We start from the raw sequence: 24,121 nt of genomic DNA, 5'->3' as shown, positions 1-24,121 counted from the left end.
GCAATCCGGGCCGGTTGGGCGGAATCACAATAAGATAACGGACTGTAGGGACAACGATCCGAGCGCTGGCCCGCCATGGCCGCGACAATTATGCGACGCGGCGCCGGCCGCGCATTTCCCGGCGCCGCGTCGCGGTCACTGTACGGCCGCCCGCCACCAGGTGGGAGCGCCCCGTATCGCCTTCGGGACCGATCACCAGTTCCCCTGTTTCCGGTCAGGGATTACCCACAAAAGGCGGTGCGGTAGTTCCCGCTGCGGCCGAGGTCGGATGAGAGCCGGATACGACCGGCTGTGAGGTCTCCCATCAGATCGGCTCCGCCGCTGTGCCCGGACCCGCACCACCATTAACATCGGGCGCTGCGCCTACGCACGGCTCGGCCGCGCGGGATTTTCCGGCGCCGGCGAAGGTGAAGGGCTGGATCCACAGGTAATGAGCGGTACACGAGAAAAGCTGGAACAGCTGCGGGACATCCTGGAGCTCGCCGAAGAACCGGCAGGCGAAGCCGGAATCGCCAAACGCAAACAGAAGGGCATACCCAGCGCCAGGCAGCGGGTGCGCGCGCTGGTGGACCCGGGCAGCTTCGTCGAAATCGGTGCCCTGGTGCGCCAGCCCGCCACCGGTGATGCCATGTACGGCGACGGCGTGGTGACCGGACGCGGCCGCATCGACGGCAGGCCGGTGGTGGTCATCGCCCACGACCAGACCGTCTTCGGCGGCTCGGTCGGCGAGATGTTCGGCCGCAAGGTGGCCGCCGCGCTGGACTTCGCGCTCGACAACGCCTGCCCGGTGGTGGCGATCAACGACTCCGGTGGCGCCCGCATCCAGGACGCGGTCACCTCCCTGGCCTGGTATGCGCTGATGAGCCGCAGGCAGGGCAAGCTGTCCGGTTTCGTCCCGCAGGTGTCGATCATGCTCGGCAAGTGCGCGGCCGGATCGGTGTATGCGCCGGTCAACACCGACGTGCTGATCGCCACCGAGAAGTCGTACATGTTCGTCACCGGGCCGGAGGTCATCAAGGAGGTGACCGGCGAAGAGGTGAGCATGGAGGAGCTCGGCGGCGCGCATGTGCAGGCCGCCAACGGCACCGTGCACCACGTCGCCGCCACCGAGGAGGACGCCTTCGCCTGGGCACGCCAATACCTGAGCTATCTGCCGTCGAGTTGTCTGGAGCAGCCGCCGGTGGTCAACCCCGGTCTCGAACCCGAGCGCACCGACTCCGATCTCGAGCTCAATGCGATCATCCCGGACGCCGACTCCCACGGCTACGACATGCACGAGATCCTGCTGCGCATCTTCGACGACGGCGAATTCCACGAGATCAGCGCCGCCACCGCACCGAATCTGATCACCGGCTTCAGCCGGGTCGACGGCCGCAGCGTGGGCGTGGTCGCCAACCAGCCGATGGCCCTCGGCGGCGCCATCGACGCCCAGTGCTCGGACAAGGCGACCCATTTCATCCGGCTGTGCAACGCGTTCGGGCTGCCGCTGATCTTCGTCGTCGACACCCCGGGCGTGCTGCCGGGTGTGGAGGAGGAACGCAACGGGGTGATCAAACGCGGCGGGCGCTTCTTCCGGGCCGTGCTGGAAGCCACGGTGCCGATCGTGACGGTGGTGGTGCGCAAGGCCTACGGCGGCGGTTACGCGGTCATGGGCTGCAAACAGCTGGGCGCCGATATCAGCCTGGCCTGGCCGACCGCGCGGATCGCGGTGATGGGTGCGCAGAGCGCGGTGAGCATCGTCGGGCGCAAGCAGTTGTCGATGGTGCCCGCCGACCAGCGCGCGGCGGTGCGCGACTACATGATCGACCAGTACAACGCCACCACCGCCACCCCGTGGATCGCGGCCGAACGCGGCTACATCGACGCCGTCATCGAACCGGCCGACACCCGGCTCGAGATCCGGCGCGCGTTGCGGTTGCTGCGGGAAAAGGGCAGCGTCGCCGAGCACGATCCGCGGCGGCACAGCCTGTTCCCGGTGTAGACGCCGATTGTGTTCGCTCACAACAGTTTCCACCGCGCCCCGGAGAATGTACGAGATCGGTGCGCGCACCGTGCCGTACCGGCCGGGGTGGCCTAACGTCGGTGCCGTGCCCGGTTCTCGTTCGCCGCGTCGACCGGGTGCACGGCCTGTCCGGTGAGCTCGTTCCCTACCCTTGCTCACCGGGCAGGCCACTGTCGCGGCCCGCGCTATTCGGCGCTGGGGTGGCGCAGGATCGGCTGTTCCCGGGAACGCAGCGCGCGCAGCAGATCGGGGGTGTGTTCCGGCGCAGCGGCGTGCACCGACAGCTGGTTGGCCACCGTCCGGTAGGCATCCAAGTCGGCGCGTTTGTCCAGATACAGTGCGCCGGTGAGCTGCTGGATGTAGACGATGTCGGGCAGATCGGGTTCGGCGAACCGCAACATGGTGAACGCGCCCTCGGTCAGCGCCGGACCGCCGACGTGATCGGCGAGCAGCTGCACCGTCACATTCGGCTGCTCCACCGCCGCCAGCAAGCGGTCGAGCTGTTCGCTCCACACCGCCGTCCCGCCGATGCGACGCCGCAATGCCGCTTCCTCCACCATCAGCCACAGCTGCGGCGGATCGGGCCGGGTGAGAATCTCCTGGCGGCGCATCCGCAGCGCGACCCGGCGTTCGATGCCGTCCTCGGATTCGGTGGGATGAGCGAGCCGGATGAGGGCGCGGGCGTAGTCGGGGGTCTGCAACAGTTCGGGCACCGCGCGCGGCTCGTAGCCGCGGATCATCGCCGCGGCCTGTTCGAGCCCGAGGTACATGTCGAACCATTTGGGCAGCCAGTCGTTGTCGCGGTGCCACCATCCCGAACTGCCCGCTTCCTCTGCGAGCCTGCGGAATTCGCCGACCTCGGCGGGATCGGTCATGCCGTAGAGCGTGAGCAGGTCCACCAGATCGCGTTCCCGGATGGGTGTGCGGCCCAGTTCGATGCGGCTGATCTTGGAATGCGAGCCACGGATGTGCTCACCGGCCGCCTCCCGGGTGATGCCGGCCCCTTCCCGCAAGCGCCGTAACCGGCCGCCGAGCACCATCCGTAAGACGGTCGGCCCGCCGTCGACCGCCGGGGTCCGCTCCCCCGCCGGATGCGGGACGCCGATAGGGACAGAACGTAGCTCCGAGGCACCCATCCTTCGAGTCTCCCATGGATCCCACCCGGCCACCGGCGCGAAAACACCCCGCCCCGACCGCTGTTCGCACCGGTGACCGGCCACGATCAGCGCAACAGCACCTCGGCGGTGGCCCGCCCGAACAGTTTGCGCCCACCGCATGTCGCGGTGATCGCCACCGTCGCCGAGCGCCGGGCCGGATCCAGCGCCTTGATCCGGCCCTGGAATTCGACCGCGCCTGCGCGGGTGGCCTCGATCGGGGCGAAGCCGGCGAAGCGCACACCGTAGTAGGCCACCGCCGCCGGGTCATCGAGCCATTCGGTGACGTAGCCCGCGCCCAGCCCCATGGTCAGCAAGCCGTGCGAGACCACGTCCGGCAGGCCGGCCGCGCGCGCGACCCGGTCGCTGTAGTGGATCGGGTTGGAATCACCCGACACACCGGCGTAGTTGACCAGATCGCCCCGTGAGAGCGCGATCGTGCGCGCGGGCAGCGTGTCACCGACGGCGACATCGTCGAAGCGAATCCGTGCGCGCGACGGGCGCGCCGGTTCCGGTTCGGCCGGGCTGAGCTGATCGAAGCATTCCATCACCGCGGGCTCGTCGTCGTGCTCGGCCCGGCGCGCCGCCATGGCCAGCCGGTCGGCCTTGGAATGACCGGACATGATCACCCCGTCCACCGCGGCGGCGAGTTCGTCGGTGACGACCGATCCGGTGACGGCGACGACCGTGGTGTGGGCGACCTGCACGACCTCTTTGTGTTCATCGGAGAGCACATTGCGGGTGACCATGAAGTCCTTGTCGCCGAACTGGCGAAACGACTCGACATAGGCATCACAGCGCAACCGGTCACCGGCCACCAGTGGGCGATACATCCGGATGGTCTGCTCGGTCTGCAGGACCTGGCTGATGTCGTAGCCGGTGAGCACGGCCTCGAACATGGCCCGCTGCATCTGCAACCACACCACCGACGGGAAGGTCAGCGGTGCGATCAGGGTGTCGTAGCCGAGTGCGGCGGCCGCGTCCTCGCGCCAGTGCGCGGGGTGGTGGTCCTGCAACGCCCGGGCGAATTCGCGGATCTTCTCCCGGCCGACCTCGTAGTGGTCGATCATCCGGTAGTGCCGTCCGACGAGGGCGGCGGCCTGCGCCGACGCCGTGGTCGAGGTGTGGTTCATCTGCCTGCCTTCCGGCCCGGCGCTCCGCCGCCGGGACCGGGTAAACGTATCGGCGCCACGCGCGGTGTGCCCGGCCGTGCGGCGAGTCTGGGGTGGGCGACAAACCGCGCGCGCCGGCGTCGTCGGCGTTCACAAATCGCGGTTCAGCATTCGCTGGCGGCGGGCACCCCGCGTAACCGCTCGTCGAGCCACAGCATGGCCTCCGGATAGCCCAGCCCGGCGGCGATGATGTGCTCACCGAAGACGTTGCGGTACACCGCCGTCGCGCCGAGCGCGCATTGTTCGGCGAACAGCGCCCGGGCCGCGTCGGCGGGCAGCCACCACTCGTGTTCACCGTGGTAGATGTAGAGTGGGGTGGCCGAGCGCAGGCCCGTCATCCTGGTCACCCGGTAGATCTCGGCGGCCAGCGGCGAGCGCAGCGGATCGGCCATATCGGCGGCGATATCGATCGGCAGATGCAGGATTCCGGGCAGCGCGAACACCGACACGCACTGGTCCTTCATCGGCGAGGTGGCCACCCACTGCGCCAGATGGTTCATCCGGTCCAGGATCTCCGGGCGTTCCCGGCCGATCGCGAGCACGGCGGCCATGAACACCCCGGAGGCCAGGTTGGCATTCATGCTGCGGGCGAGCACCTCGTAGTCGGCGGGCACACCGCCCAGCGCCGCCCCGGCGATCACCGGCGCCAGCTCCGGTGCGTAGGTCTCGATCAGTTTGACCGCCCCGTGCGTGGCGATGGCACCTCCGGAGTAGCCGGTGATGGCGAAGCGGCTCGCGCCGAATTCGTGCGGGGCCAGCCCGCGCACGGCACGAATGCCGTCGAGCACGGCATGACCGGCCACATACGGTTCGGCGTAGGCCATGCGCGGGCCTTCGTGATCGGGGATCAGCAGCGCGTAGCCGCGCAACAGGGCCAGCTGCGAGGTCGGCGGAATGAAATCGGTGAGCGCGGTGTGCGCCGTAAAGCCGTGCGCGAGTGTGTATCCCGGAGTGCAGTCGCGTCCGAGGGCGTCGATGGGCAGGTTGTTCACCACCACCGGGCGCGCACCCGGGCCGGTCCACGCCGCCGCCGGTACCGCCAGGGTCGCGGTCGCGAACGACGGGCGGCCGTGCGCGTCCTCGGTGCGGTACTTCACCAGCTGAGCCCGCGCGATCGGCACGGTCAGCAGCAGGCCCGCGGTCGCGGTGACATCACGGACCGCGAGTACCTCGCCATTGCGGAAACCGGCCAGATCGGCGGGCCACAGATCGAACATCGGGTCGCCCACCGGGGACGGCAGCACCGCCTGATGCAGTGCCGCCAGGGCCGGCGAGGTGAGCGCGGGTGCCGGAGCGGGCCCGGCCGGTAGCGGTGGAATGGGCGGCGGCGGGATCACCTGGTCGATCCACTGCTGGATGCCCGGCAGGATCGTCGCCGGATCGGGCAGCGCCGGAGGCGGCGGCAGCGGCAATCCCAGCGCGGGCACCGGCGGCGGTGGGGCCGGCAGCGGTGGCTGCGCAGCGGCGGGTCCGGTGGACATCAGCACCCCCGCGACCAGGGTCGCGACGACGACGGCTCGTAAGGATTTCATGGCACCCGCCTCTACAGCGACCTCGAATGCCGGCGCCCCGGGTGATGCGGTTGTCGACCCCCGAAAACCCCCTGTGTGCCGGGGCCGGAAGATCAGATTACGCGGGCGCGCACACCCGGACACCGCATCGTGCCCGAGTTGTGCGCGTGGCGAGGCCGGATCGTGACGATCGAGGCGGATGCGGCCTCGCCCAGCGGATTTCGCTTATCGCCGCTCAGCAGTTGCTGGGCGCCGGCTCGCCGCGGAACCGGGCATCGACCCACACCAGCGCGGCGGGCAGGCCGAGTACCGCCGCCGTCAGATGGTCCGGCACGGCCACCGTCTCGGCCTGCACCTTGGTGCCCGCCGCGCACCAGCGGCGGTTGGTGTTGACGATGGCGTCCACCGGGACCAGCCCGTCGATCGGGGAATGCCATTCGAAGACCGGCATCGTCGGCGCGCCGTCGTAGAGCTCGAGGCTGTTTTCCTCGACGACGGCCCGCGCCTGCGGATCATCGACCATCGAAGTGGTCGCGGCGAAGTCCAGCACACCGTGACCGGCGCCGGTGGTCAGCAGCCCATTGGTGCAGCTGTTGGCCATCGCGGCCCGCGCGGCCAAGCCCTTGGCATTGAGCTGATCGCTGATCGGAAACCGCTCCGGGTATTCCCGTTCCAGGCCGATACCGGCGGCCATCGCGAGCCCGAATACCGGATGCGAACCGAAGCCGAGCCCCTCGAGCATCTTCACCAGGTTCATCGGCACCCCGCCCATCGCGGCGCCGGCGATCTTCAGCTCCGGGGCGTAGGTCGGCTGCAAGGCCGCGGCCCAGGCGGTGGCCATGCCGCCACCGGAGTAGCCGATCATCGACACCGGGCTGTTCTCGACCTGGAGCTCACCCACCCGCTGGACCGCGCGAATGCCGTCCAAGGTCACCTGGCCACCGAGTTTGGCTGCGCCATAGGCGAATTGCGGCCCGAGGTGATCGGGCAGCGCGATGCTCCAGCCCCGCTGCAACAGCACATTCCACGCCGGGGCCTCGCGCACCATCAGGTCGGGGTCGTCGGTGTAGAGCACCCGCGACACCGAGCATTTGGCGCCGAGCGCGTTGATGATGTGCTGCAACGACAGCAGCGGCCCGTCCTTGCGGTGCGAGCGCGGGGTCAGCACCGTGGTGGTGGCCGCGATCGGCTTGCCGGTGGAGTTGGTCGACCGGAAACGCACCACCGTCACCGTGGTGTCCGGGAACATCGCCAGCGGCGGCATCTGCCGCACCGCCAGGACATCACCCGGCTTTTTCTCGGCCAGACCCGGTGGTTCGGCGTAGAACGGGTCGGGATCGGGAGCCGGATACAGCGGAGCCGTACTCGCCTGTGCGGCCGTGCCGAGAACCAGCACCACTCCGGCGGCCAACGCGCCCGCCGCACGCAGCAGCCGACGACGCGGCCGTCCCTTTCCGGTCGAAGGTTTGGCCTGCCACATCGACGTCGAGCCTCCCGATATTCGCGATCTGTTTGTGAACATGCTCGGCTGCGGCACCGTCGTCCGGCCCGGGACCGGGCCGACTTTTTGACAATTCACAAGTGTGCACCGACCGGCCTGTGAGTGGCGGGGGTGCGCACTGGTGAGAATCTCCGACACTGCCACGGGTGCCGCTGTGAATTGTCCAGCGCGCACGTAGGAACATGTTCTCGGTAATGGTGAGGACTTACCGTCACACCTAACGGTGCCGAACCCGGCACCGAGAAGGAGACGGTGATATGGACGGCACAGCACACGCATTCGCCTACCGCACCCGCCCCACGGAGATGCCGACCCGGCGCGTCACCGTCTACTTCGACGGACCGACGCCCGAGGACGCGCTGATCCTCGAATACGCGGCCACCAAGACCGAGGCGTGGGAATTCACCTCGGCCGCCGTCCACGCCGGCCTCACCGTCACCGTCGACGGCATGATCCGGCCCGGACTGCGCCGCCTGCCGTGCAGTTCGCTCTGGCATTGATCGCGCCCGGCCCGCTCACTGCCGGCCGAAAATGCGGCGCAGGAATTCCAGCACGTCCGGCAGCGCTTGATCGGCGGCCTCGAGGTGATCGCCCGGATACACCGCCACCTGCATATCGGTCCCCGACGCCCGCAGCTCGGCGATGAGTTTCGCGCTCAACGGCGCGGGCACCTCCCGATCGGCGAGGCCCTGAGCGACGAACAGCGGCGCCGGATAGCCCGAAGTCGGAATGCGCATCATCGTCTCGGCCGCCGCCCACAGCGCCGGATCGTCGAGTGGACGGTTCAGCATCGCGCCGATGGCGATCTCGTCGACCTGCGCGGCCGCCTCCGGAACACAGTCGGACTCCACGATCCGCAGCACCTCCCGCCCCACCGGCGTCAGATAGCTGTCGATATCGAGTTCCGGCGCGGTGACCCGCAACCCGGCCAGCAGCAGCCCGAAATAGGTGGTGGTGCGGCGCAACGGCAACCGCGGAATCCACGGACCGGCCAGGGGCACCGCCAGCTCCAGATTCGACGGCGCGCCGGTCGCCGCGGCGCCGCGGAAATCGAGCTCGGGAGCGTCGGCCGCGGCGATGTGTGCGGTGAACAACGCGGTCTGCCCGCCCTGGGACTGGCCGAGCACCGCCCACTGCGCGCTCAGCTCGGGAATCGCCGACCGCGCCGCTCGCACGCCGTCGATCACGCTGCGCGCCTGCGATGGCCCGTCCAGGTACGGATGGGTGCCCGGGGTGCCGAGGCCGACGTAATCGGAGATCACCACCGCGTACCCGGCCTCGAGCAGGCGCGGATACAGCGTGTCCAGGTAGTAGTCGCGCGGGTTCGCGGTGAAGGCACAGTGATCGGCGATCCCGACCGAGCCGTGCGCGTAGGCCAGGATCGGCCACCCACCTGCCGGTGGCGTGCCCGGCGGCAGATACACCGCCGCCGTGCTCTGCATCGGCGCGCGAGGACCGCGCGACCAGTAGGTCAACCGGTGCGATGACGCCGCCGCGGGCACCTGCACACGTCCCGACAGTGCCACCGAGTCGATGACCGTGCCCGGTGCCTCCACGGCCGAGGCGGCCACCGGATTCGCCAGGACAACGGCCACCGCGACCACGGCGCCCACTGTCACCGTCGAGATCCGAGTCCGCTTCACCGACCGACTATCGCCACCGGCGGCGGTGGTCGGCAAGACACCACAATCAGTGGCGCGCACGGGCCACGCTGCACGATCGGGCCAACGCACGCCACAACCACTAAGCTCGATCGGACCGGCAGACGGTGCCGGCGCGAAGACCGGGAGGATCAGCAGATGGGGCGACCAACCGCAGGGGCGGTCTGCGCCCTGCTCATTCCGGCCGCACTCGCGCTCACCGGCTGCGGATCCGACGACGCCCCCGTCGCCCGCCCGACGTCCACCACCACGGCTCCCGCCACCACGACCCCACCGCCGACCACCACGCCCGCGGCCCCGCTCGGCGCGCCCGCCGAAACTCCGCTGGCCTCCGCGCCGACGGTCGACCCCTACGCCGGCCAACCCCTGATCGACAACGTCGTGTGGACCGAGAACATCGACGGCCCCCGCCTGCTGGTCCATCCCACCCCCGCCGGGCGTAAGACCACCTTCCCCGGCTCGGAGGAACGCGCCTGGCAGGAGGTCCTGGCCCGGTCGCCGGAAGCCGGCAGCCCCGGTATGCGCGATCAGTTCATCTGCCACTGGGATTGGGCGCGCATCGTCGCACCGGACAAGCCCAGCTGGAATCTGGAACCCTGGCGGCCCGACGTCGGCTATCTGGCCACCGTCGAGGCCCGCTGCAACCCCGGTGGACCGGAACGGTGAGCGAAAGGACACGACCATGCGCATCGTCATGGCAGGCGGACACGGCAAGATCGCACTCCTGCTGGCCGAATTGCTCACCGGACGCGGGCACAGCGTCGCGGCCCTGATCCGCAATCCCGGCCACGCCCCCGAGGTCTACGCGGTGGGTGCCGAGCCGGTCGTCATCGACCTCGAACGCGCCGACGTCGCCGATCTCACCGCCACCGTCCAGGGTTCGGACGCCGTGGTATTCGCCGCGGGCGCCGGGCCCGGCAGCACCGCCGCCCGCAAATACAGCGTCGATCGCGACGGTTCGGTGCTGCTGGCCGACGCCGCCGAAGCAGCCGGTGTGCGGCGGTTCCTGCAAATCTCCACCATGGGCGCCGGATTGCCGCCCGCACCCGACCGCGACGAGGTCTGGGCCGCCTATATCGACGCCAAGACCCAGGCCGAAGACGATCTGCGCGCCCGCGATCTCGACTGGACCATCCTGCGGCCGGGCGTGCTGACCGACAACGGCGCTACCGGACGGGTCAGGCTCGCCACGCCGCGGATCGAGCGCGGCGATATTGCCAGGGCCGACGTCGCCGCGGTGCTCGCGGCGCTGCTGCCCGCCGGCCACACCGCGGGTCTCACCCTCGAGCTGGTCGGCGGCTCCACCCCGGTCGCGGACGCGGTCGCGGCCTTGCGACGCTGAGGATTTGCCCACCAAAACCGAAGAGCGCGCGCACATTAGATCGTGCAGATGTGCTTGCATCTGAAAGGCACATGAACTTAGACTCAGCCCTACAACGCTTTACAGGGGACAACCAAGAAGGCCGCGTGAGCGCGCCGGCGGTTGAGATCACCATCGGTTCGCTGCCGCCTGACGTGAGGGGCGTTCATGCAACAACCACTACCCAGCGGCCGGTTCGCGATTGCCGATCCCGCACCGGCTGCCCGGTCGGCGAACGGTATTGATATGAATACGATCTCGGCCCGCGGTGGCCATCGAATCCAGGCCCCCACCCGGGAGAGCGCCGTCGAGTTCGTCATCGACGCGATCGAATCCACCGGTGCGGCAACTCGTTACGATTTCGATATCGACCAGATCGTGACCCACGTGCACGCCTTGGCCGACGACTGGGATTTCACCTCGTTGCAGAGCGCGACGTTCTGGCGCGTCGCCTCCAGTTTCATCAAGGAGTAGCCGCGCCCGCTCGGCACGGCTCGCGATGCCACCTGCCCGCCGGCGGCCGGTGCGACCGCGTCCAACATACGAAGGCCGTGATCACTTGCCCGGCAAGTGATCACGGCCGAGGTTTTTTCGCGGCCGCTATCCCAGGCCCTTCGCGTAGTCGCTGATGATCTCCATCGAGCGTTCCGGACGGGCCGCCTGCACACTGAGCCGGTCCATGACCGACAGGTACAGCGCCAGATCCTCGCGCCGGTCCAGGTACAGGGCGCTGGTCAGGTGTTCGAGGTAGACGATGTCGGGCAGCTCCGCCTCGGCGAAACGCAGGATGCTGAACGAGCTTCCCGCCGCGGCGTGCTCACCCGCCGAGTACGGCACCACCTGAATGGTGACGTTGGGCAGCTGGGCCAGTTCGATGAGGTGGCGCATCTGGGCGCGATGGACCTCGGGCCCGCCGACCGGACGATGCAGTGCGGCCTCGTCGATCACCGCCCACACGAACGGCGGATCGGACCGGTGCAGGATCTCCTGCCTGCGCTGACGCACCGCGACGCGGCGATCGGTATCGGCGTCTTCGTAGCCGAGGGTGACCACCGCGCGGGCGTATTCCGGGGTCTGCAACAGGCCGGGCACCAGATGCGCCTCATAGGTGCGGATCTTGGTGGCGGCCTGTTCCAGGCCCAGATACGTGCCGAACCAGGACGGCAGCAGATCGCTGTAGCGGTGCCACCATCCTGGTTCGTTCGCTTTGCGCGCGAGTTCCAGGAAGGACTCGCGCTCGTCGGGATCGTGGACGCCGTAGAGGGTCAGCAGATCCCGGATATCCCGTTCCTTGAAGCCGGTGCGCCCGAGTTCGAGCCGGCTGATCTTGGCGTGTGAGCCGCGGATGGCGTCGCCCGCCGCCTCGCGGGTGATGCCCTTCCCCTCCCGCAGCTTGCGTAGCTGGCCACCGAGCGCGATCCGTAGCACTGTCGGACCACGTTCCGCGACAACGGATTGCACACGACCATCGTCATCGGGCTCTGCGATCATGGAGTCGTCTCCGATACTCGGGATTTACCCACAGTGTGTCACAACTGAGACCGTGAACACACCGCACCGACGGCCCATGCTACCGCTCAGCTAGCCAGATCGTCGAACTCTCCGGCCTTCGCGCCGCGAATGAAGGCATCGATCTCGGGCCGGGTGTAGAACAGGATGCCGCTGTCGGGCTCGCGCGAATTCCGCACGGCGACCAGGTTGTTGGTCGCCTCCGCCAGCTCCACGCAGTTACCGCTCGGATTGCTGAAAGTGCTCTTGCGCCATGCTCCGGCGACGTGATTGGTGACTGACTCCGCCATTGGACCCACTCCTCGGTTACGACGTTTACTCGACGCAGTGTTTGCAGATGCACACGCAAATGTTCTTGCATTTGCACCCTCATCTGGACCATAGCATGGCGCGCGCCCGCGCGCGCCCGCAGATTCCTACCCTTCCGCGACTTCGGCGCAATCGGCCCCGGCGCCCACTGCGGCGGCGGCGAAGCCGCATCCGGCCAGTGTCTCGCTTTCGCCGTTCCGACGGGACGAATTGCTCACTGCCGCAATGAAATAGCGATACAGCGGTATTCCGGAGGTAAACCGGCGAAGGAGAACTCACCGCCGCCGCGGCCACATGGAAGCCCGGCGACCCCGGGCGAAATGGTCATCCGACCGAAACGCCCACCTGGAGCCGATGATCGCAGTTCGTGATCGCGCCGACCAGGGCATCCAGAGCGCTCATCCGGGCAAATCCGGCCCCATGGATCGCCGCGCGGCCTCATCTCCATCACGAAACGACGACGTACGCACAGATCGGTGACGACGGGCTACTCCCCGTGTATGACTAGGTTTCGCGTCGCATTCGGGCGATCGGGAATCCGCCTGGGACACAGCATCGATCACCGGCCGTCCGGCTCGCCGGCGGCGAAGTGTTCTCTTCAATGTAAGCTACAAATGTACTTGCATTTGCAAGCGACAGACACCTAAACTCGATCATGAGAGTCGGGGAGGTACGCCGGAGTTCACGCCGACGTCGCCATTCACACCTCCCCCCACGTTCTGATGCGAGGGGCGGTCGTAATGAGCCAGCCATTCCGAACTCCCCGCCGAGTCGCGATCACCGGCTCCGCCGGCGTCGAGACCCTGCGGCACCTTCCCGATGCCTTGCGCCATTACCCGGCACCGGAAACCCCCACCACCGACTGTGGTTCCGAACCACCAGGTCTCACCTACCGGCAGGCCCGCGAAATCCTGCGCGTACACGAGGTGCACGGGCCGCGCTGCCGGCAATGGCTTGCCGCCGCCGCGTATCTGTCGGCGGGCCTCGACGACGAGTGAACGGCTACGCGGCGGCGAAAACGGATGCCGCGTCAGCGGTTCGGCCGATCTGAGACGAACCCCTTTCACGTTGCCCGCCCGCTCGTATAGTGAGGCGAACGAATCGGATGTTGTCGGTCGACATCCGAGGTGGCAACGGAGCAACTACATGAGCTTTTCCGCGCTCGACCTCTCGGTCGGCGACAACGACACCGTGCTCGAGATCGGTGGACAGCCGGCATCGGTGCCCCTACAGAACACCGACCGAGTGGCCTCGCGGATGGTCGACTACTTCGCCACCTGTGTCGCACCGTGCCGCACCCTGCCCGGCGAACAGATGCGTGGCGACGTCACCGAGGTGACCCGCTACTGCCTCGCCCTCGCGGCCGAAATGTTGGACCGGCGCACCGTTCCCGACGACGACGCGTTCACCGAAGTGCGGTCCGCCGCCGCGCAATGGGCCAGGGAGGGCGTGCCGCTCGGCACCATTCTGCGGGCCTATCACGAGGGCGTGCGGATCGCCTTCGGGCTCGTCACCGCGCGGGCCGCGGCCACCGACGTCGAGGAGGTCCTCGCCGCCACCGACCTGATCCTGGAACTGCTCGAAGCCATCTCCGCCGCGGTCGCCGACGCTTATGTCCAGGAACAGCAGCTAGTCGCCCGGGAACACCAGACCGCCAGCCAGACCCTGGCCTCGGCCTTGCTGAGCGGGCGTTCGCACGCCGCGCTCGCCCTCCAATCGGGTATTCCGGTCGCCGAGCGCTATCAGGTGGTGGCGCTATTCATTCCGCCGCATCCCGACGAACGCAATCTGCGCGTGGACACCCGGGTGGCGGCCCGGCGCAAACTGCGCCGGGTGCAGTCGGAGCTGGCCGTGATCTTCGAATCGACGGCGCTGGCATTGCTCAGCCCGCAGGGCGGCACACTGCTCATCCCCCTCGACGGCGACGCCGAACTGACCGACGACGTGCTGGTGCGGCTCTCTGCTGCCGCGGAGGTACCGGTCACCGCCGCGATGGTCACCGCTACCACCGGCGAGGTCCCCGAGGCCGCCGATCAAGCCCATGAGCTACTCGGCCTGGTCCGGGCCGGCGAGCGGCCGCCGGGCCTCTATCAGATGACCGATCTCGCGGTGGAATACCAGCTCACCCGGGGTGGGCCCGCCACCCGGCGGATCGCGACCATCCTGGAACCGCTCGACGATCACCCCGAACTGTTCGCCACCATGCGCGCCTATCTGCGCAACGATATGAACCGCCAGCTCACCGCCCGGCAGCTGTATGTGCACCCGAACACCGTCGATTACCGGCTGCGCCGCATCGCTCAGCTCACCACCATCGATCTGGCCACCTCGGCGGGGATTTCCCAGGCCTCGATCGCGCTGCTGGCGCGCGAGCTGGACCGCAGCCCGGGTGCGCGCCCGTAGGTGATGCCGATTCGTGCTGGTCACGCGGTGGTCGAGGGGGGATCCTGAGAGGCGGAGTGTCCCCTTTGGATGGTGAACCATGCGAATCGCGGAAATCCTGCGCAGAAAAGGGAGCGAGGTAGCGACCGTCCGGCCCGACTCGACGGTTCGTGCCCTGCTCGCGACGCTCGCCGCGCACAATATCGGCGCGGTGGTCGTCTCCTCCGACGGTGTCGGCATCACCGGCATCGTCTCCGAACGCGATGTGGTGCGCAGCCTGCATCAGCACGGGGCCGACCTGCTCGACGCCCCCGTCGAGCAGATCATGACCACCGACGTCCGCACCTGCGACCCTGACGATCTGGTGGACGGCTTGCGGCGCACCATGACCGACCATCGCATCCGGCATCTGCCGGTGGTGCGCGATGGCCGGTTGATCGGCATCGTGAGCATCGGTGACGTGGTCAAGAGCGCGATCTCCGAGCTCGCGACCGAGCGCGAACAACTGGTCGGCTACGTGCAGGGCCTCTACTGAGCGCTACGGCTGCCCGGGACTGCCCAGATCGGCCGACAGCCAGTGTTCGGGGCGCATGAACACCACGACCTGCTCCCCGAACTGCTCGGCCGCGCGCAGATAGCCCTCCACGCTCGCGGCGGGCAGGAACCGCGCGGCCATCTCCCGGCTCTGCGCCTCGCTCATCGGCTCGATCCGGGTGACCGGACCTTCCACACTCACGTACCGCACGGTCGGTTCGAGTCGCTGGGCGACCAGGCTGAAGCGACCTGCGGCCTGGATGTGGCGCAGCTTCTGCGATTCGGCCCCGGTGATGACCCAGAGCTCATCGCCGGGGCGGTACTGGTACCAGATGGGCACCGTCAGCGGGCCGCGCCCGTCGAGGCCGGTGACGGCCAGCGACGCCAACTGCGGCCCGGCGAGAAATTCTTGGCGTTGTTCGGAAGTCAGCGGCATGGGCGCGACACTACGCCGCCCCACTGACACAGTCCGGTGAACTCGACCGGCGGCACGTCGCGCCGAGCCGGCCCCTTCGGCCGTGAAAGCCGTTGGCTGCGTGAAAAGTTCGAAGGTTTTCCGGTTTGTGCGTATCGTTGAGCGATATTCAGCGCGTCCGGCGGAGGGAGCGGCACGGTGGGGTCACCTGCGCGAGCGTCGAACCCGGTTCCGGTACCCGAACCTGCCCACCGCGCGCCCGCCCGGCACTCGATCGACACCGCGCGCGCACTGTTCCCGGCATTGGACGACACCGCCGAGGTGTACCTCGACAGCGCCGCTACCACCCAGAAGCCGTGGCCGGTGATCGACACGGTCACCGGCTATCACCGCGCCCGCACCGCCAACGCCGGGCGCGGCAGCTATCGCTGGTCCACCGTGCTCACCGGCCGGATCGCCCAGGTGCGGGAACGGATGGCGGCGTTCATCGGCGCGGACCATACCGACGAAGTGGTGTTCACCTCCGGCGCCACGGCCGCGCTCAATGCGGTCGCCCTCTCGTGGGGGCTCGCGACGCTCAACGAGGGCGATCAGATCCTGTTCAATCCGCGCGACCACGCCGCCAATGTGCTGCCCTGGCAGCACCTGCGCGCGATCATGGCCCGTTTCGGCCGGCAGATCGAGTTGGTGCCGTATCGGATGACGGATCTGGGCGAGGCCGACATCGCCGATATCGCGGCCAAGATCGGCCCGCGGACCCGGCTGATCACCACCAGCCACCTGCATCACGTCTACGGCGCGGTCACCACCCTCGAGGAGCTGCGCGATCGGATTCCTGCGCGGGTGCGCCTGTGTTTCGACTGTAGCCAGAGCGGCGGGCATCTGCCGGTGGACGTCACCGAGCTGGGTGCGGACTTCGCGGTGTTCGCGGCCCACAAGATGTTCGGCGCGCCGGGCGCCGGGGTGCTGTATGCCCGGCGCCGGGTCCACGATCAGTTGATTCCGTTTCTGCCCGGCGGCGGCCCGGGGCCAGGCGGCTCGTCGGCGGCGCCGATGCCCGGTCGGCTGGAAGGCGGAACCCCCGACATCCCGGCGCTGCTGGCCCTCGGCGCAGCGCTGGACCTGCTGGAATCGTTCGGTATGCAGGCCATCGCGGAGCACAACCGCGACCTGACACTGCGGCTCATCCAAGGCTTGCGCACGGTGCCGGGCGTGCGTCTGCTGCCCGGGCCTGCGCACGCGCCGTGTGCGAACGGCTACGGGATCGTGTCGTTCACCGTCGACAGGATCTCGGCGGGCGACCTGGGTTTCGTGCTGGCCGAAACCGGTTTCATGGTCCGCACGGGCGCGCATTGCGTGCCTGCCGAGTCCGGTGCGGAGGCCGAATCGGTGCGGGTCAGTACCCAGATCTACAACACGCGCAGTGAGATCGAGCGTTTCACCGACTGCGTCCGCCAGATCGCCGAGGAGGTCCTATGACGGCAGCATCGACGGGTCCGGGTACCGGCCGCTACGACCGCAGAGGCGCCTCCCGGGTCCTCGCCGAACTCGCCAAGCCGGGCCTGTTCGCCGCCGCTGCACCACCACGACCGCGGCGCATCGAGTACACCAGCACTCCGCTCACGCCAGAGCCCGGCCGGCACCTCACGGTGTCGCAACGGATGTATCTGGAGCGCTTCATGCGGCCATGCCGCGCGGGTCAGGTCACCACCGCCACCCATCGGCTCACCTGGACCGACAGCCACGGCATCCCCAATACCGGCCACTATCGCGACGACGGTCTCGGACCGATCATGCCGATCGCCGCCCGCGAGGCCGTGCTGGAACTGTGGGATCGGCTGGCCGCCAACGGCGCTCTGGCCGAACGGATCTCGCGGCTCGATGCGAACGCCCATGCGCTGCTCACCGGCACCACCACCGATCACGACCCGATCGAGATCTTCCGCGTGGGCATCGAGGCCACCGGGCGCGCGCTGGCCCAGCACGCGTTGCTGGCCAGGCAGACCCCCTACCGTGACGGCGCCGAATTCGCGCATGGCCTGCTCGATTCCGGGATCTTCGCCGCCGTTGCGACGCGCTGGTATTGGGAGCTGCAGGCCTCCACCTACCGGCGCGGCATGATCCCTGTCGCGTTACGCGCGCAACCGGATGCGACGGTGCGGTATTCGGCCGAGTCGGTGGCGGTGTTGCGCGCGATGAAGGACGCGACGATCGCCGACGCCCATACGGTGATGCGCCGGGCCACCGGACCGGAGGGGCTGACGGTGGCCGCGGCGATCGAGAAATACCACGACGACCTCGATCTCATCTCCCGCCAATATGCGCTGCTGCCCGCGGGCGCTCGACCCGCCTGCCTGGCCGCCATGCCGCACCGGATCGATGACGAGCACTACAGCGTTCTGCCGGTGGTGGCCGAGCAGTTCGTCGCCTCCTTCGTCGGCGTCCTGGCCCATCTCACTCTCGTCGCGGTGCCTCATGAGCTGGACGGGCTCGACGGTGACGGCCCGATCGCCGCCGACGATCAGGTCTTCTACGTCCCGGATATGACATGCAAACACTGCGTGCGCACGATCGGGGGCGTGTTGGAGTCGATGGATATCCGGGTGTCGGAGATCGATCTGGTCAGCAAGCGGGTGGTGGCCGAGTTCCGCAGTCCGCGCAATCGGGCGCGGGCGTTCGAGGCGCTGCGCGATGGTGGATACAACCCGTCGGCGGTGCCCGCGCGGGCGGACAGCACGGCCTCCGAGCCGGCGGCGGCAGCGGAATCGGGCCGATGACGATACCGGCGCTGCCCGGCCTGATCGATCCGCTGGTGCGGCAGTTCCTCGACGAACGGGCGTCGCTCGAGGCCGCGCTCGCCGACTACGGGTCGCCGCTGAACCTGGTGTTTCCGCAGGTCTTCGAGGAGAATCAGCTGCGGTTGCGGGCGGTGCTCGAGCAGCGTCCGGCACCGTATCGGATCTGCTACGCGCACAAGGTGAACCAGTCGTCGGCGTTGGTGCGGGCCGCGGCCGATGCGGGCATCGGCATCGACGTGGCCTCGGCCGAGGAGTTGGCGAGTGCGCGGCGCGGCGGGTTCGAGCCGGCTCGGATCGAGGCGACCGGCCCCAAGGGCGCCGGTCTGCTGCGCCGGCTGATCGCGGCGGGCGTCACCGTGAACGTCGACAATCAGTGGGAGCTGGAGACGATCGCCGCACTGGCGCACGCGCCGGTGCCGGTGCTGGTGCGGGTGTCCGGGTTCGATCCGGCACGGGTGAGCCGGTTCGGTATCCCGCTGGCGCGCATCGAGGCGGCCTTACGCACCCTCGCCTCCCATCGCGACCGGCTCGACCTGCGCGGGTTCGCCTTCCACCTCGATTCCGGTGAGGTCGCGGAACGGGTGCGCGCGATCGATCACTGCCTGGCGCTGACCGAACGCGCCTACGAGTATGGGCTGACTCCGTCGGTGCTGGATATCGGCGGTGGGCTGCGGCAGGTGTTCACCGCCGACGCCGCCGATTTCGACCGGTACGTACGGGCGCTGCGCGAGTCGCTGACCGGTGCGCGCGCGCCGATGAGCTGGGCCAACACCACCTTCGGCTACCACGTCGACGGCACCTCGGTGCGCGGGGTGCCGGTGTTTCACAAGTACGCCAATACCGTTGCCGCCGAGCACATGCTGGCCGAACTGCTGGACGCGCCGTTGGAGCGTCACGGTGGTCGCACCGTCGCGCAGGTGGCGGCCGACAATCTGCTCGAACTGTGGCTGGAACCGGGTAAGGCGCTCGTGGACCATGCCGGTATCACGGTGGCGACGGTCGAAGTGGTGAAGGAAGCCGCAGACGGCTCGGTGCTGGTGGATCTCGATATCAGCCGGGACGCGGTGACACCGGCCGATCAGGAGGTGATGGTCGATCCGCTCGTGTTGCCCGGTGACGGTCGCGTGGTGCGGGATTCGGCGCCGGCCCAGGTGTATTTCGCGGGAAGGCTCTGCTTGGAACGGGATCTGATCACCACTCGGGTCGTCATGTTGCCGTGGTTGCCGCAGCCGGGTGATCGGGTGGTGTTCCCGAATACCGCTGCCTATCACATGGATCTGTCGGCGGCGACGGCATCGATGCGTCCCGCAGCGGCCAAGATCGCCGTCACCCGTGGCAGCGACGGGTTCCGTTTCTGCGCGGACAGCGCGTTCCGAACCGGCTCCGCGGCCGGATTGTCGGAGGTGCGGTGATGCCGTATGACCACATCGCCGATCTCATCGGCAACACTCCCCTGCTGCGCTTGGATCCCGCGGTGCACGGACTCGACGGGGTGCAGTTGTACGCGAAGCTGGAGTCGCACAACCCGTTCGGTTCGGTCAAGGACCGGGTGGCGTGGGCGATGATCCGGGACGACATCGGCGCCATCGGCGGCGAGGGACGCACGCTGATCGAGGCGTCGAGCGGCAATACCGCCAAGGCCCTGCGGCTGCTCGGCGGGGTGCACGGGATCGGGTTGCGGGCGGTGACGAACCGGATCAAGGTCGAGGAAGTGCGGGATCTGCTGCGGCTGCTCGGCACCGACATCGTGGAACTGCCCGGGCTGTCCGAATGCCCGGACCCGACCACGCCGAACGACGTGTACTCGGTGATCGAGGCGACGATGGCGGAGCAGCCGGGCGCGTTCCACCACCCGTCCCAGTACACCAACGAGAAGAACGTGCAGGCCCACCACGACGGCACCGGCCGCGAGATCCACGAGGACCTCGCCGCAGCCGGCGTCGATCGCATCGACTACCTGGTCGGCGGTCTCGGCACCACCGGTTCGACCCGCGGCACCGCCACCTACCTGCGTAAACATCATCCGGAATTGCGGGCCCTCGCCGTGGTGTCGGAGCGGTCGGACTTCATACCGGGCATCCGCTCCGAACACGAGATGTGGGATGTGGGGCTGTTCCAGCCGGATTTCTACGACCGCATCGTCACGGTGGATTCGGCGCGCGCGATCGAGGCGACGCTGACGCTGGCCCGCGGCTACGGCGTGCTGGCGGGCCCGACGAGCGGTGCGGCGTACGCGGCGGCCGTGGACAGCCTTGCCGCACTGCAACATTCGGGTCCGGAACCGATCGTGGCGGTGATCATCGTCTGCGACCGGATCGAGCCCTACCTGTCCTATATCAAGAAGCGCAGGCCCGACCTGTTCGGCGGCACGAACCGGCGTCAGGTCCCGACCGCTCAGGAGCTGGCGGCCGTCCCCGGCCTCACACCCACCGAACTCGCCGAACTGAACCGCACCGAATCCCCGGTGCTCGTGGACACCCGAGGTGCGATGGCCTACCGCATCGGCCACGTCCCCGGCTCCCTCAACATCCCCGACGATCACCTGACCGACCTGCTCACCCACGGCACCCCGTTCCCGGCCTCCCGCCCGATCGTCTTCATCTGCCCCACCGGCGACCTGTCCCGCCACTTCGCCGCGACCACCCGCCGGGCCGGGCACCGTGCTCACAGTCTCGACGGCGGGCTGATCGCTTGGCGGGACGCGGGTCTGCCGTTGGAGCGTGGGGGCTGAGAGGGCGAGCCGACGCGCGGTGCGGGCAGGCCCTCGCGGTCAGCCGACGACCAGATTTCGCGGTGAGGTCCGCCCGGTGAGCACCAGCAGCAGCGTCGAGGCGGGCGCGGCGATCGGCGTGCCCTCGCCCGCCGACCAGTCGGTGTCGGTGGCGGTCAGCCGGTAGCCCGCGAGCTTGCGCGCCGCGTGGAAGGGCCAGCCCATCGTCCAGACCCGGTGCAATGCCCAGCGGGCCGGTTCCGCCGGTATCTCGTATCGCAGGCCCAGCGGGACGGTGATGTCCTGGCCGTGCACCAGCAGATCCATCAGCCGGTCGGTGGGGGTGCTGCCGATCGGGGTGAAGCGGCGGTCGGCGCACGCGCGCAACCGCCGGAGCAATTCGGCGGAATCGACCTGGGCGGCGAGGCGAATCGCGGTGTCACGGTTGAGCCGGTCGATGCTCCCGCGTGCCCGCACCAGCTGCCACAGCAGCCAACCCAGCTTCGCCTCCGAGCTGATCACCACGTGCGCGACGACTTCGCGGACCCGCCATCCTTCGCACAGGGAATCGTGATCCCAAGCCTGTTCCGGCAAGTCGGCGAGCAGTTCGATGAGTCGCCTGCGCTCGGCGGCGACCGCCTGCCAGATCTGTTCCTCGGATGGTGCCGGTACCTGCGTCATCGGTATTCCTCCTGGTTGCGGTGTCACCGGTACCGTAGGAACTCCAGCCGGGTGGAGGTTCAAGCACACGTGACGTACGACACACATCCACGCGACCTGATGAGCATCGGCGAGCTCTCGCAGCGCACCGGGGTTGCGGTGCGCACCATCCGGTTCTACTGCGATGCGGGGATTCTCCCGTCGCGCCGCACCTCCGGCGGGCATCGTGTCTTCGAACCCGCGGTGGTCGACCGCTTGCTGTCGATCCGCCGATTGCGCACGCTCGGACTGGGATTGGCGGAGATCGCCGAGGTCGTCGCGGGCGGTACGACCGTCGAGGACGCGATCACCGAGGCCCGCGCGGACGTGCGCGCCCAACTCGATGCGCTGTCGTGGCGGCATGCGGCACTGCTCGCGATCGAACAGGCCGCAGCGACCGAACGCGCGGATCGGATCGCGCTACTGGCGCAGGTGCCGGACCGAGCCGCGGCCCGCAGCGCGATCATCGGATTCTGGCGCCGCCTACTCGCGGTCATGCCGCCGGAACTGTTCGATGATTTCGCCGAGATGGATGTGCCGCGCATACCCGCGGATCCGACGCCGGATCAAGTGGTCGCTTTCGCCGAACTCGTGCGGCTGGTCGGCACACCGGAGCTGGGCCAGGTGCTCGCCCGGCAGCTCTGGCGCACCGAGGCCGACCGGATCCGGGATCGGCGCGCCCTGCTGCTCGGCCTGGCCGACGCCTATGCGGCCGTCGCATCACACGTCCTGGCAGGCACCCCACCGCGTCCCGGCCCCGAACTCGACCGTTTCGTCGCCGTGCACGCCGATGTCCGCGGCCGCACCGACACCGCGGCCTTCCGCCGCGAGTTGGCCATCGGCGTCCCCGACACCCATCCGGTGACGGGCCGGTATTGGGCACTCACCGGCGAAATCCTCGGCACCACCCATACAACGGGCACCGCACAACGCTGGCTGCACACGGCGCTGCACGTATCAGTCGCGGGCTGAGAGCAATCCCTGCCGGCGAAAGGGTCGCCCCAGAGCGGGCGCTGGCTCAATCCTCCGTCACGACGCTCACCTCCACGCCGTGCTCCTCGCGCGGGCAATCATCTGGTCTGCACGGATGGTTACGACGATTCGAGGGTGTCCGTCAGCGACCGGCACTTGGTTCCGCGCCGACCGCGACAGTTGGGTCCGGCGCATCTCGAGGGTCGGGCGGCTGGGTTCGGCGGTAGCGGGTGTAGCCGGTGAGCATGATGGTCAACCAGAGCAGGCCGATGGTCCAGCCGGCCAGGACGTCGGTGGGCCAGTGCACGCCGAGGTAGATGCGGGACAGGCCCACGGCACCGACGAACGCCACAGCCGCCACCGCCACCAGGTAGCGGGGGCCGGGGCGGTGCAGGCCGGCGATGACGACGGCGGCGATGACGCCGACCACGACCGCCGAACCGAGGCTGTGCCCGGACGGATACGAGTGGCTGGTGACAGTGACCAGCCGGTCCGCCACCGGTGGGCGGTCGCGGTCGATCACGGATTTGAGCAGGGGAATCAATATCGCCGAGCCCGCACCCGTCACCGCCACCAGCGTCAGCTCCGGCCACTGCCTGCGCCGGGCCAGCACCGCGCAGGCCAGCAGCGCCGCCGACCACATGGCGATGGTGCCGCCGGAGTGCGTGATCACCTTCGCCACCGGGGTCAGCGCGTCGACGCGGTGGTCCACCACCCAGTCCATGACGGGCACGTCCACCGCCGTCTCGGCGTCGCCGTGCAGGACGAACCAGGTCAGCGCCACCGCCACCACCGCAAGCACGCACGCCACCCACACCATCCGCCCACCTTATGCGCACGGACACGCCCGGGGGCTGCCCGGCTGCGGGCAGACCCCGAGTGTCGCGGTCGCGGTGACGCTACGGCCGCTGTCAGTTGGGCAGCGGCACGTTCTGCAACCGCACCTGCCCGCGGGCGAGGGTCTTGCCGGTTGCTTCGTCGGTGATGACCACCTGCCACAGCTGCTGGGTGCGGCCCTGATGGAGGGGTTCGGCCGTTACCGCGGCCCGGCATTCGGTCGCCGAGCGCAGAAAATCGGTCGCGTTGTGCACGCCGACAGCGAATTGGCCACGGTCGGCCACGGCGGCGCTGGCGCCGATGCTGGCCGCGGTCTCCACGATGGTCGCGTATACCCCGCCGTGCACCACGCCCCACGGCGTGTGGTGATCGGCGCCGAGGTCGACGTGTCCCGACACGCGCGTACCCGAGAACTCCTCGATCACGAATCCGCTCGCGGCGACGAACCGGCCGGCGTCGGTGAGGTCCACGCTCGGCAGTGACGAGGCGGATGCGGAATCCGGCATGCGATGCTCCTGACGTCGAATCTGGCTTTCGATATGAAAGCTAGCCACTCCGCCCGGCTGACTGTCAAGTCCGAAGGCAGATACGCTGG

Annotated in this window: 24 protein-coding genes; 13 read left to right on the top strand and 11 right to left on the bottom strand. The window is 68.8% G+C overall.

All coding sequences use genetic code 11. The annotated features are described in order from the left end of the window. Positions 1–430: 430 nt before the first annotated feature. Positions 431–1,981 (top strand): acyl-CoA carboxylase subunit beta, encoded by a 1,551-nt coding sequence (locus NOCYR_RS13420; protein ID WP_014350920.1) that lies wholly within the window; start codon positions 431–433, stop codon positions 1,979–1,981. 206 nt (positions 1,982–2,187) lie between these two features. Here the strand turns inward: NOCYR_RS13420 and NOCYR_RS13415 are convergent, their stop codons facing one another. The 4 genes from NOCYR_RS13415 to NOCYR_RS13400 all read right to left on the bottom strand — a co-directional run bounded on the left by NOCYR_RS13415 (position 2,188) and on the right by NOCYR_RS13400 (position 7,319). Beyond that, entirely contained in the window at positions 2,188–3,042 is an 855-nt protein-coding gene (locus NOCYR_RS13415; protein WP_014350919.1) for a helix-turn-helix domain-containing protein, read from the bottom strand. A 182-nt stretch (positions 3,043–3,224) separates the two neighbouring features. Next, positions 3,225–4,289, bottom strand: a complete 1,065-nt coding sequence (locus NOCYR_RS13410; protein WP_014350918.1) for a fused (3R)-hydroxyacyl-ACP dehydratase subunits HadA/HadB — start codon at positions 4,287–4,289, stop codon at positions 3,225–3,227. Positions 4,290–4,432: 143 nt separating this feature from the next. Then, positions 4,433–5,860 (bottom strand): lipase family protein, encoded by a 1,428-nt coding sequence (locus NOCYR_RS30780; protein WP_014350917.1) that lies wholly within the window; start codon positions 5,858–5,860, stop codon positions 4,433–4,435. 214 nt (positions 5,861–6,074) lie between these two features. Next, positions 6,075–7,319: a lipase family protein gene (locus NOCYR_RS13400; RefSeq protein WP_014350916.1), complete on the bottom strand. Its 1,245-nt coding sequence runs from the start codon at positions 7,317–7,319 to the stop codon at positions 6,075–6,077. 278 nt (positions 7,320–7,597) lie between these two features. On the opposite strand from NOCYR_RS13400, the gene NOCYR_RS13395 reads away from it, so the two are divergent. Beyond that, complete coding sequence (locus tag NOCYR_RS13395; RefSeq protein WP_014350915.1) at positions 7,598–7,840, top strand: hypothetical protein; 243 nt, start codon at positions 7,598–7,600, stop codon at positions 7,838–7,840. Between the two features lie 15 nt (positions 7,841–7,855). Here the strand turns inward: NOCYR_RS13395 and NOCYR_RS13390 are convergent, their stop codons facing one another. Continuing rightward, on the bottom strand, positions 7,856–8,983 hold the full coding sequence (locus NOCYR_RS13390) for an alpha/beta hydrolase (protein WP_231856076.1): 1,128 nt from the start codon (positions 8,981–8,983) through the stop codon (positions 7,856–7,858). A gap of 156 nt (positions 8,984–9,139) precedes the next feature. On the opposite strand from NOCYR_RS13390, the gene NOCYR_RS13385 reads away from it, so the two are divergent. From NOCYR_RS13385 to NOCYR_RS13375, 3 genes are all read left to right on the top strand, one after another. Further along, positions 9,140–9,667, top strand: a complete 528-nt coding sequence (locus tag NOCYR_RS13385) for a DUF2599 domain-containing protein (protein ID WP_014350913.1) — start codon at positions 9,140–9,142, stop codon at positions 9,665–9,667. Positions 9,668–9,683: 16 nt separating this feature from the next. Then, a complete protein-coding gene (locus NOCYR_RS13380) occupies positions 9,684–10,343 on the top strand; it encodes an SDR family oxidoreductase (RefSeq protein WP_014350912.1) in 660 nt (219 codons plus the stop codon). A gap of 264 nt (positions 10,344–10,607) precedes the next feature. Further along, positions 10,608–10,835 carry a hypothetical protein gene (locus NOCYR_RS13375; RefSeq protein WP_014350911.1) on the top strand — a complete coding sequence of 76 codons (228 nt, stop codon included), beginning with the start codon at positions 10,608–10,610 and terminating at the stop codon, positions 10,833–10,835. A 126-nt stretch (positions 10,836–10,961) separates the two neighbouring features. Here the strand turns inward: NOCYR_RS13375 and NOCYR_RS13370 are convergent, their stop codons facing one another. Together NOCYR_RS13370 and NOCYR_RS13365 are read right to left on the bottom strand one after the other, a co-directional pair. Next, positions 10,962–11,852, bottom strand: a complete 891-nt coding sequence (locus NOCYR_RS13370) for a helix-turn-helix domain-containing protein (protein ID WP_048833326.1) — start codon at positions 11,850–11,852, stop codon at positions 10,962–10,964. Between the two features lie 86 nt (positions 11,853–11,938). Continuing rightward, positions 11,939–12,160: a DUF397 domain-containing protein gene (locus NOCYR_RS13365; protein WP_014350909.1), complete on the bottom strand. Its 222-nt coding sequence runs from the start codon at positions 12,158–12,160 to the stop codon at positions 11,939–11,941. 759 nt (positions 12,161–12,919) lie between these two features. Here NOCYR_RS13365 and NOCYR_RS13360 point away from each other — a divergent pair. The 3 genes from NOCYR_RS13360 to NOCYR_RS13350 all read left to right on the top strand — a co-directional run bounded on the left by NOCYR_RS13360 (position 12,920) and on the right by NOCYR_RS13350 (position 15,096). After that, on the top strand, positions 12,920–13,177 hold the full coding sequence (locus NOCYR_RS13360; protein WP_148280626.1) for a hypothetical protein: 258 nt from the start codon (positions 12,920–12,922) through the stop codon (positions 13,175–13,177). Positions 13,178–13,325: 148 nt separating this feature from the next. After that, positions 13,326–14,582, top strand: a complete 1,257-nt coding sequence (locus NOCYR_RS13355) for a PucR family transcriptional regulator (protein ID WP_014350907.1) — start codon at positions 13,326–13,328, stop codon at positions 14,580–14,582. 79 nt (positions 14,583–14,661) lie between these two features. Continuing rightward, positions 14,662–15,096 (top strand): CBS domain-containing protein, encoded by a 435-nt coding sequence (locus NOCYR_RS13350; protein WP_014350906.1) that lies wholly within the window; start codon positions 14,662–14,664, stop codon positions 15,094–15,096. 3 nt (positions 15,097–15,099) lie between these two features. Here the strand turns inward: NOCYR_RS13350 and NOCYR_RS13345 are convergent, their stop codons facing one another. Then, positions 15,100–15,531, bottom strand: coding sequence for a pyridoxamine 5'-phosphate oxidase family protein (locus NOCYR_RS13345; protein ID WP_014350905.1), 432 nt, complete (start codon positions 15,529–15,531; stop codon positions 15,100–15,102). 177 nt (positions 15,532–15,708) lie between these two features. Between NOCYR_RS13345 and NOCYR_RS13340 the strand changes: the two genes are divergently transcribed. Genes NOCYR_RS13340 through NOCYR_RS13325 form a run of 4 tightly spaced genes read left to right on the top strand, consistent with a single transcriptional unit; the run spans position 15,709 to position 21,039 of the window. Next, a complete protein-coding gene (locus NOCYR_RS13340; protein WP_231856075.1) occupies positions 15,709–16,989 on the top strand; it encodes an aminotransferase class V-fold PLP-dependent enzyme in 1,281 nt (426 codons plus the stop codon). Then, positions 16,986–18,287, top strand: a complete 1,302-nt coding sequence (locus NOCYR_RS13335) for a heavy-metal-associated domain-containing protein (RefSeq protein WP_014350903.1) — start codon at positions 16,986–16,988, stop codon at positions 18,285–18,287. Before NOCYR_RS13340 ends, NOCYR_RS13335 begins: the two co-directional genes overlap by 4 nt. Next, on the top strand, positions 18,284–19,720 hold the full coding sequence (locus NOCYR_RS13330; RefSeq protein ID WP_014350902.1) for an alanine racemase: 1,437 nt from the start codon (positions 18,284–18,286) through the stop codon (positions 19,718–19,720). Before NOCYR_RS13335 ends, NOCYR_RS13330 begins: the two co-directional genes overlap by 4 nt. Further along, on the top strand, positions 19,720–21,039 hold the full coding sequence (locus NOCYR_RS13325) for a pyridoxal-phosphate dependent enzyme (RefSeq protein ID WP_048833325.1): 1,320 nt from the start codon (positions 19,720–19,722) through the stop codon (positions 21,037–21,039). Before NOCYR_RS13330 ends, NOCYR_RS13325 begins: the two co-directional genes overlap by 1 nt. A 39-nt stretch (positions 21,040–21,078) precedes the next feature. Here NOCYR_RS13325 and NOCYR_RS13320 read toward each other — a convergent pair whose 3' ends face one another. Beyond that, positions 21,079–21,699, bottom strand: coding sequence for a maleylpyruvate isomerase family mycothiol-dependent enzyme (locus NOCYR_RS13320; protein ID WP_014350900.1), 621 nt, complete (start codon positions 21,697–21,699; stop codon positions 21,079–21,081). 69 nt (positions 21,700–21,768) lie between these two features. Between NOCYR_RS13320 and NOCYR_RS13315 the strand changes: the two genes are divergently transcribed. Beyond that, positions 21,769–22,689, top strand: a complete 921-nt coding sequence (locus NOCYR_RS13315) for a MerR family transcriptional regulator (protein ID WP_014350899.1) — start codon at positions 21,769–21,771, stop codon at positions 22,687–22,689. Between the two features lie 142 nt (positions 22,690–22,831). On the opposite strand, the gene NOCYR_RS13310 is transcribed toward NOCYR_RS13315, so the two are convergent. Next, positions 22,832–23,509 carry a phosphatase PAP2 family protein gene (locus NOCYR_RS13310; RefSeq protein WP_014350898.1) on the bottom strand — a complete coding sequence of 226 codons (678 nt, stop codon included), beginning with the start codon at positions 23,507–23,509 and terminating at the stop codon, positions 22,832–22,834. A 91-nt stretch (positions 23,510–23,600) separates the two neighbouring features. Beyond that, a complete protein-coding gene (locus NOCYR_RS13305) occupies positions 23,601–24,032 on the bottom strand; it encodes a PaaI family thioesterase (protein WP_014350897.1) in 432 nt (143 codons plus the stop codon). Positions 24,033–24,121: the final 89 nt, after the last annotated feature.

The sequence above is a fragment of the Nocardia cyriacigeorgica GUH-2 genome, assembly GCF_000284035.1.
GTDB lineage: Bacteria > Actinomycetota > Actinomycetes > Mycobacteriales > Mycobacteriaceae > Nocardia > Nocardia cyriacigeorgica_B.
Note: the sequence above shows the minus strand (reverse complement) of the source record. Positions and strands in the feature narration are given on the sequence as shown.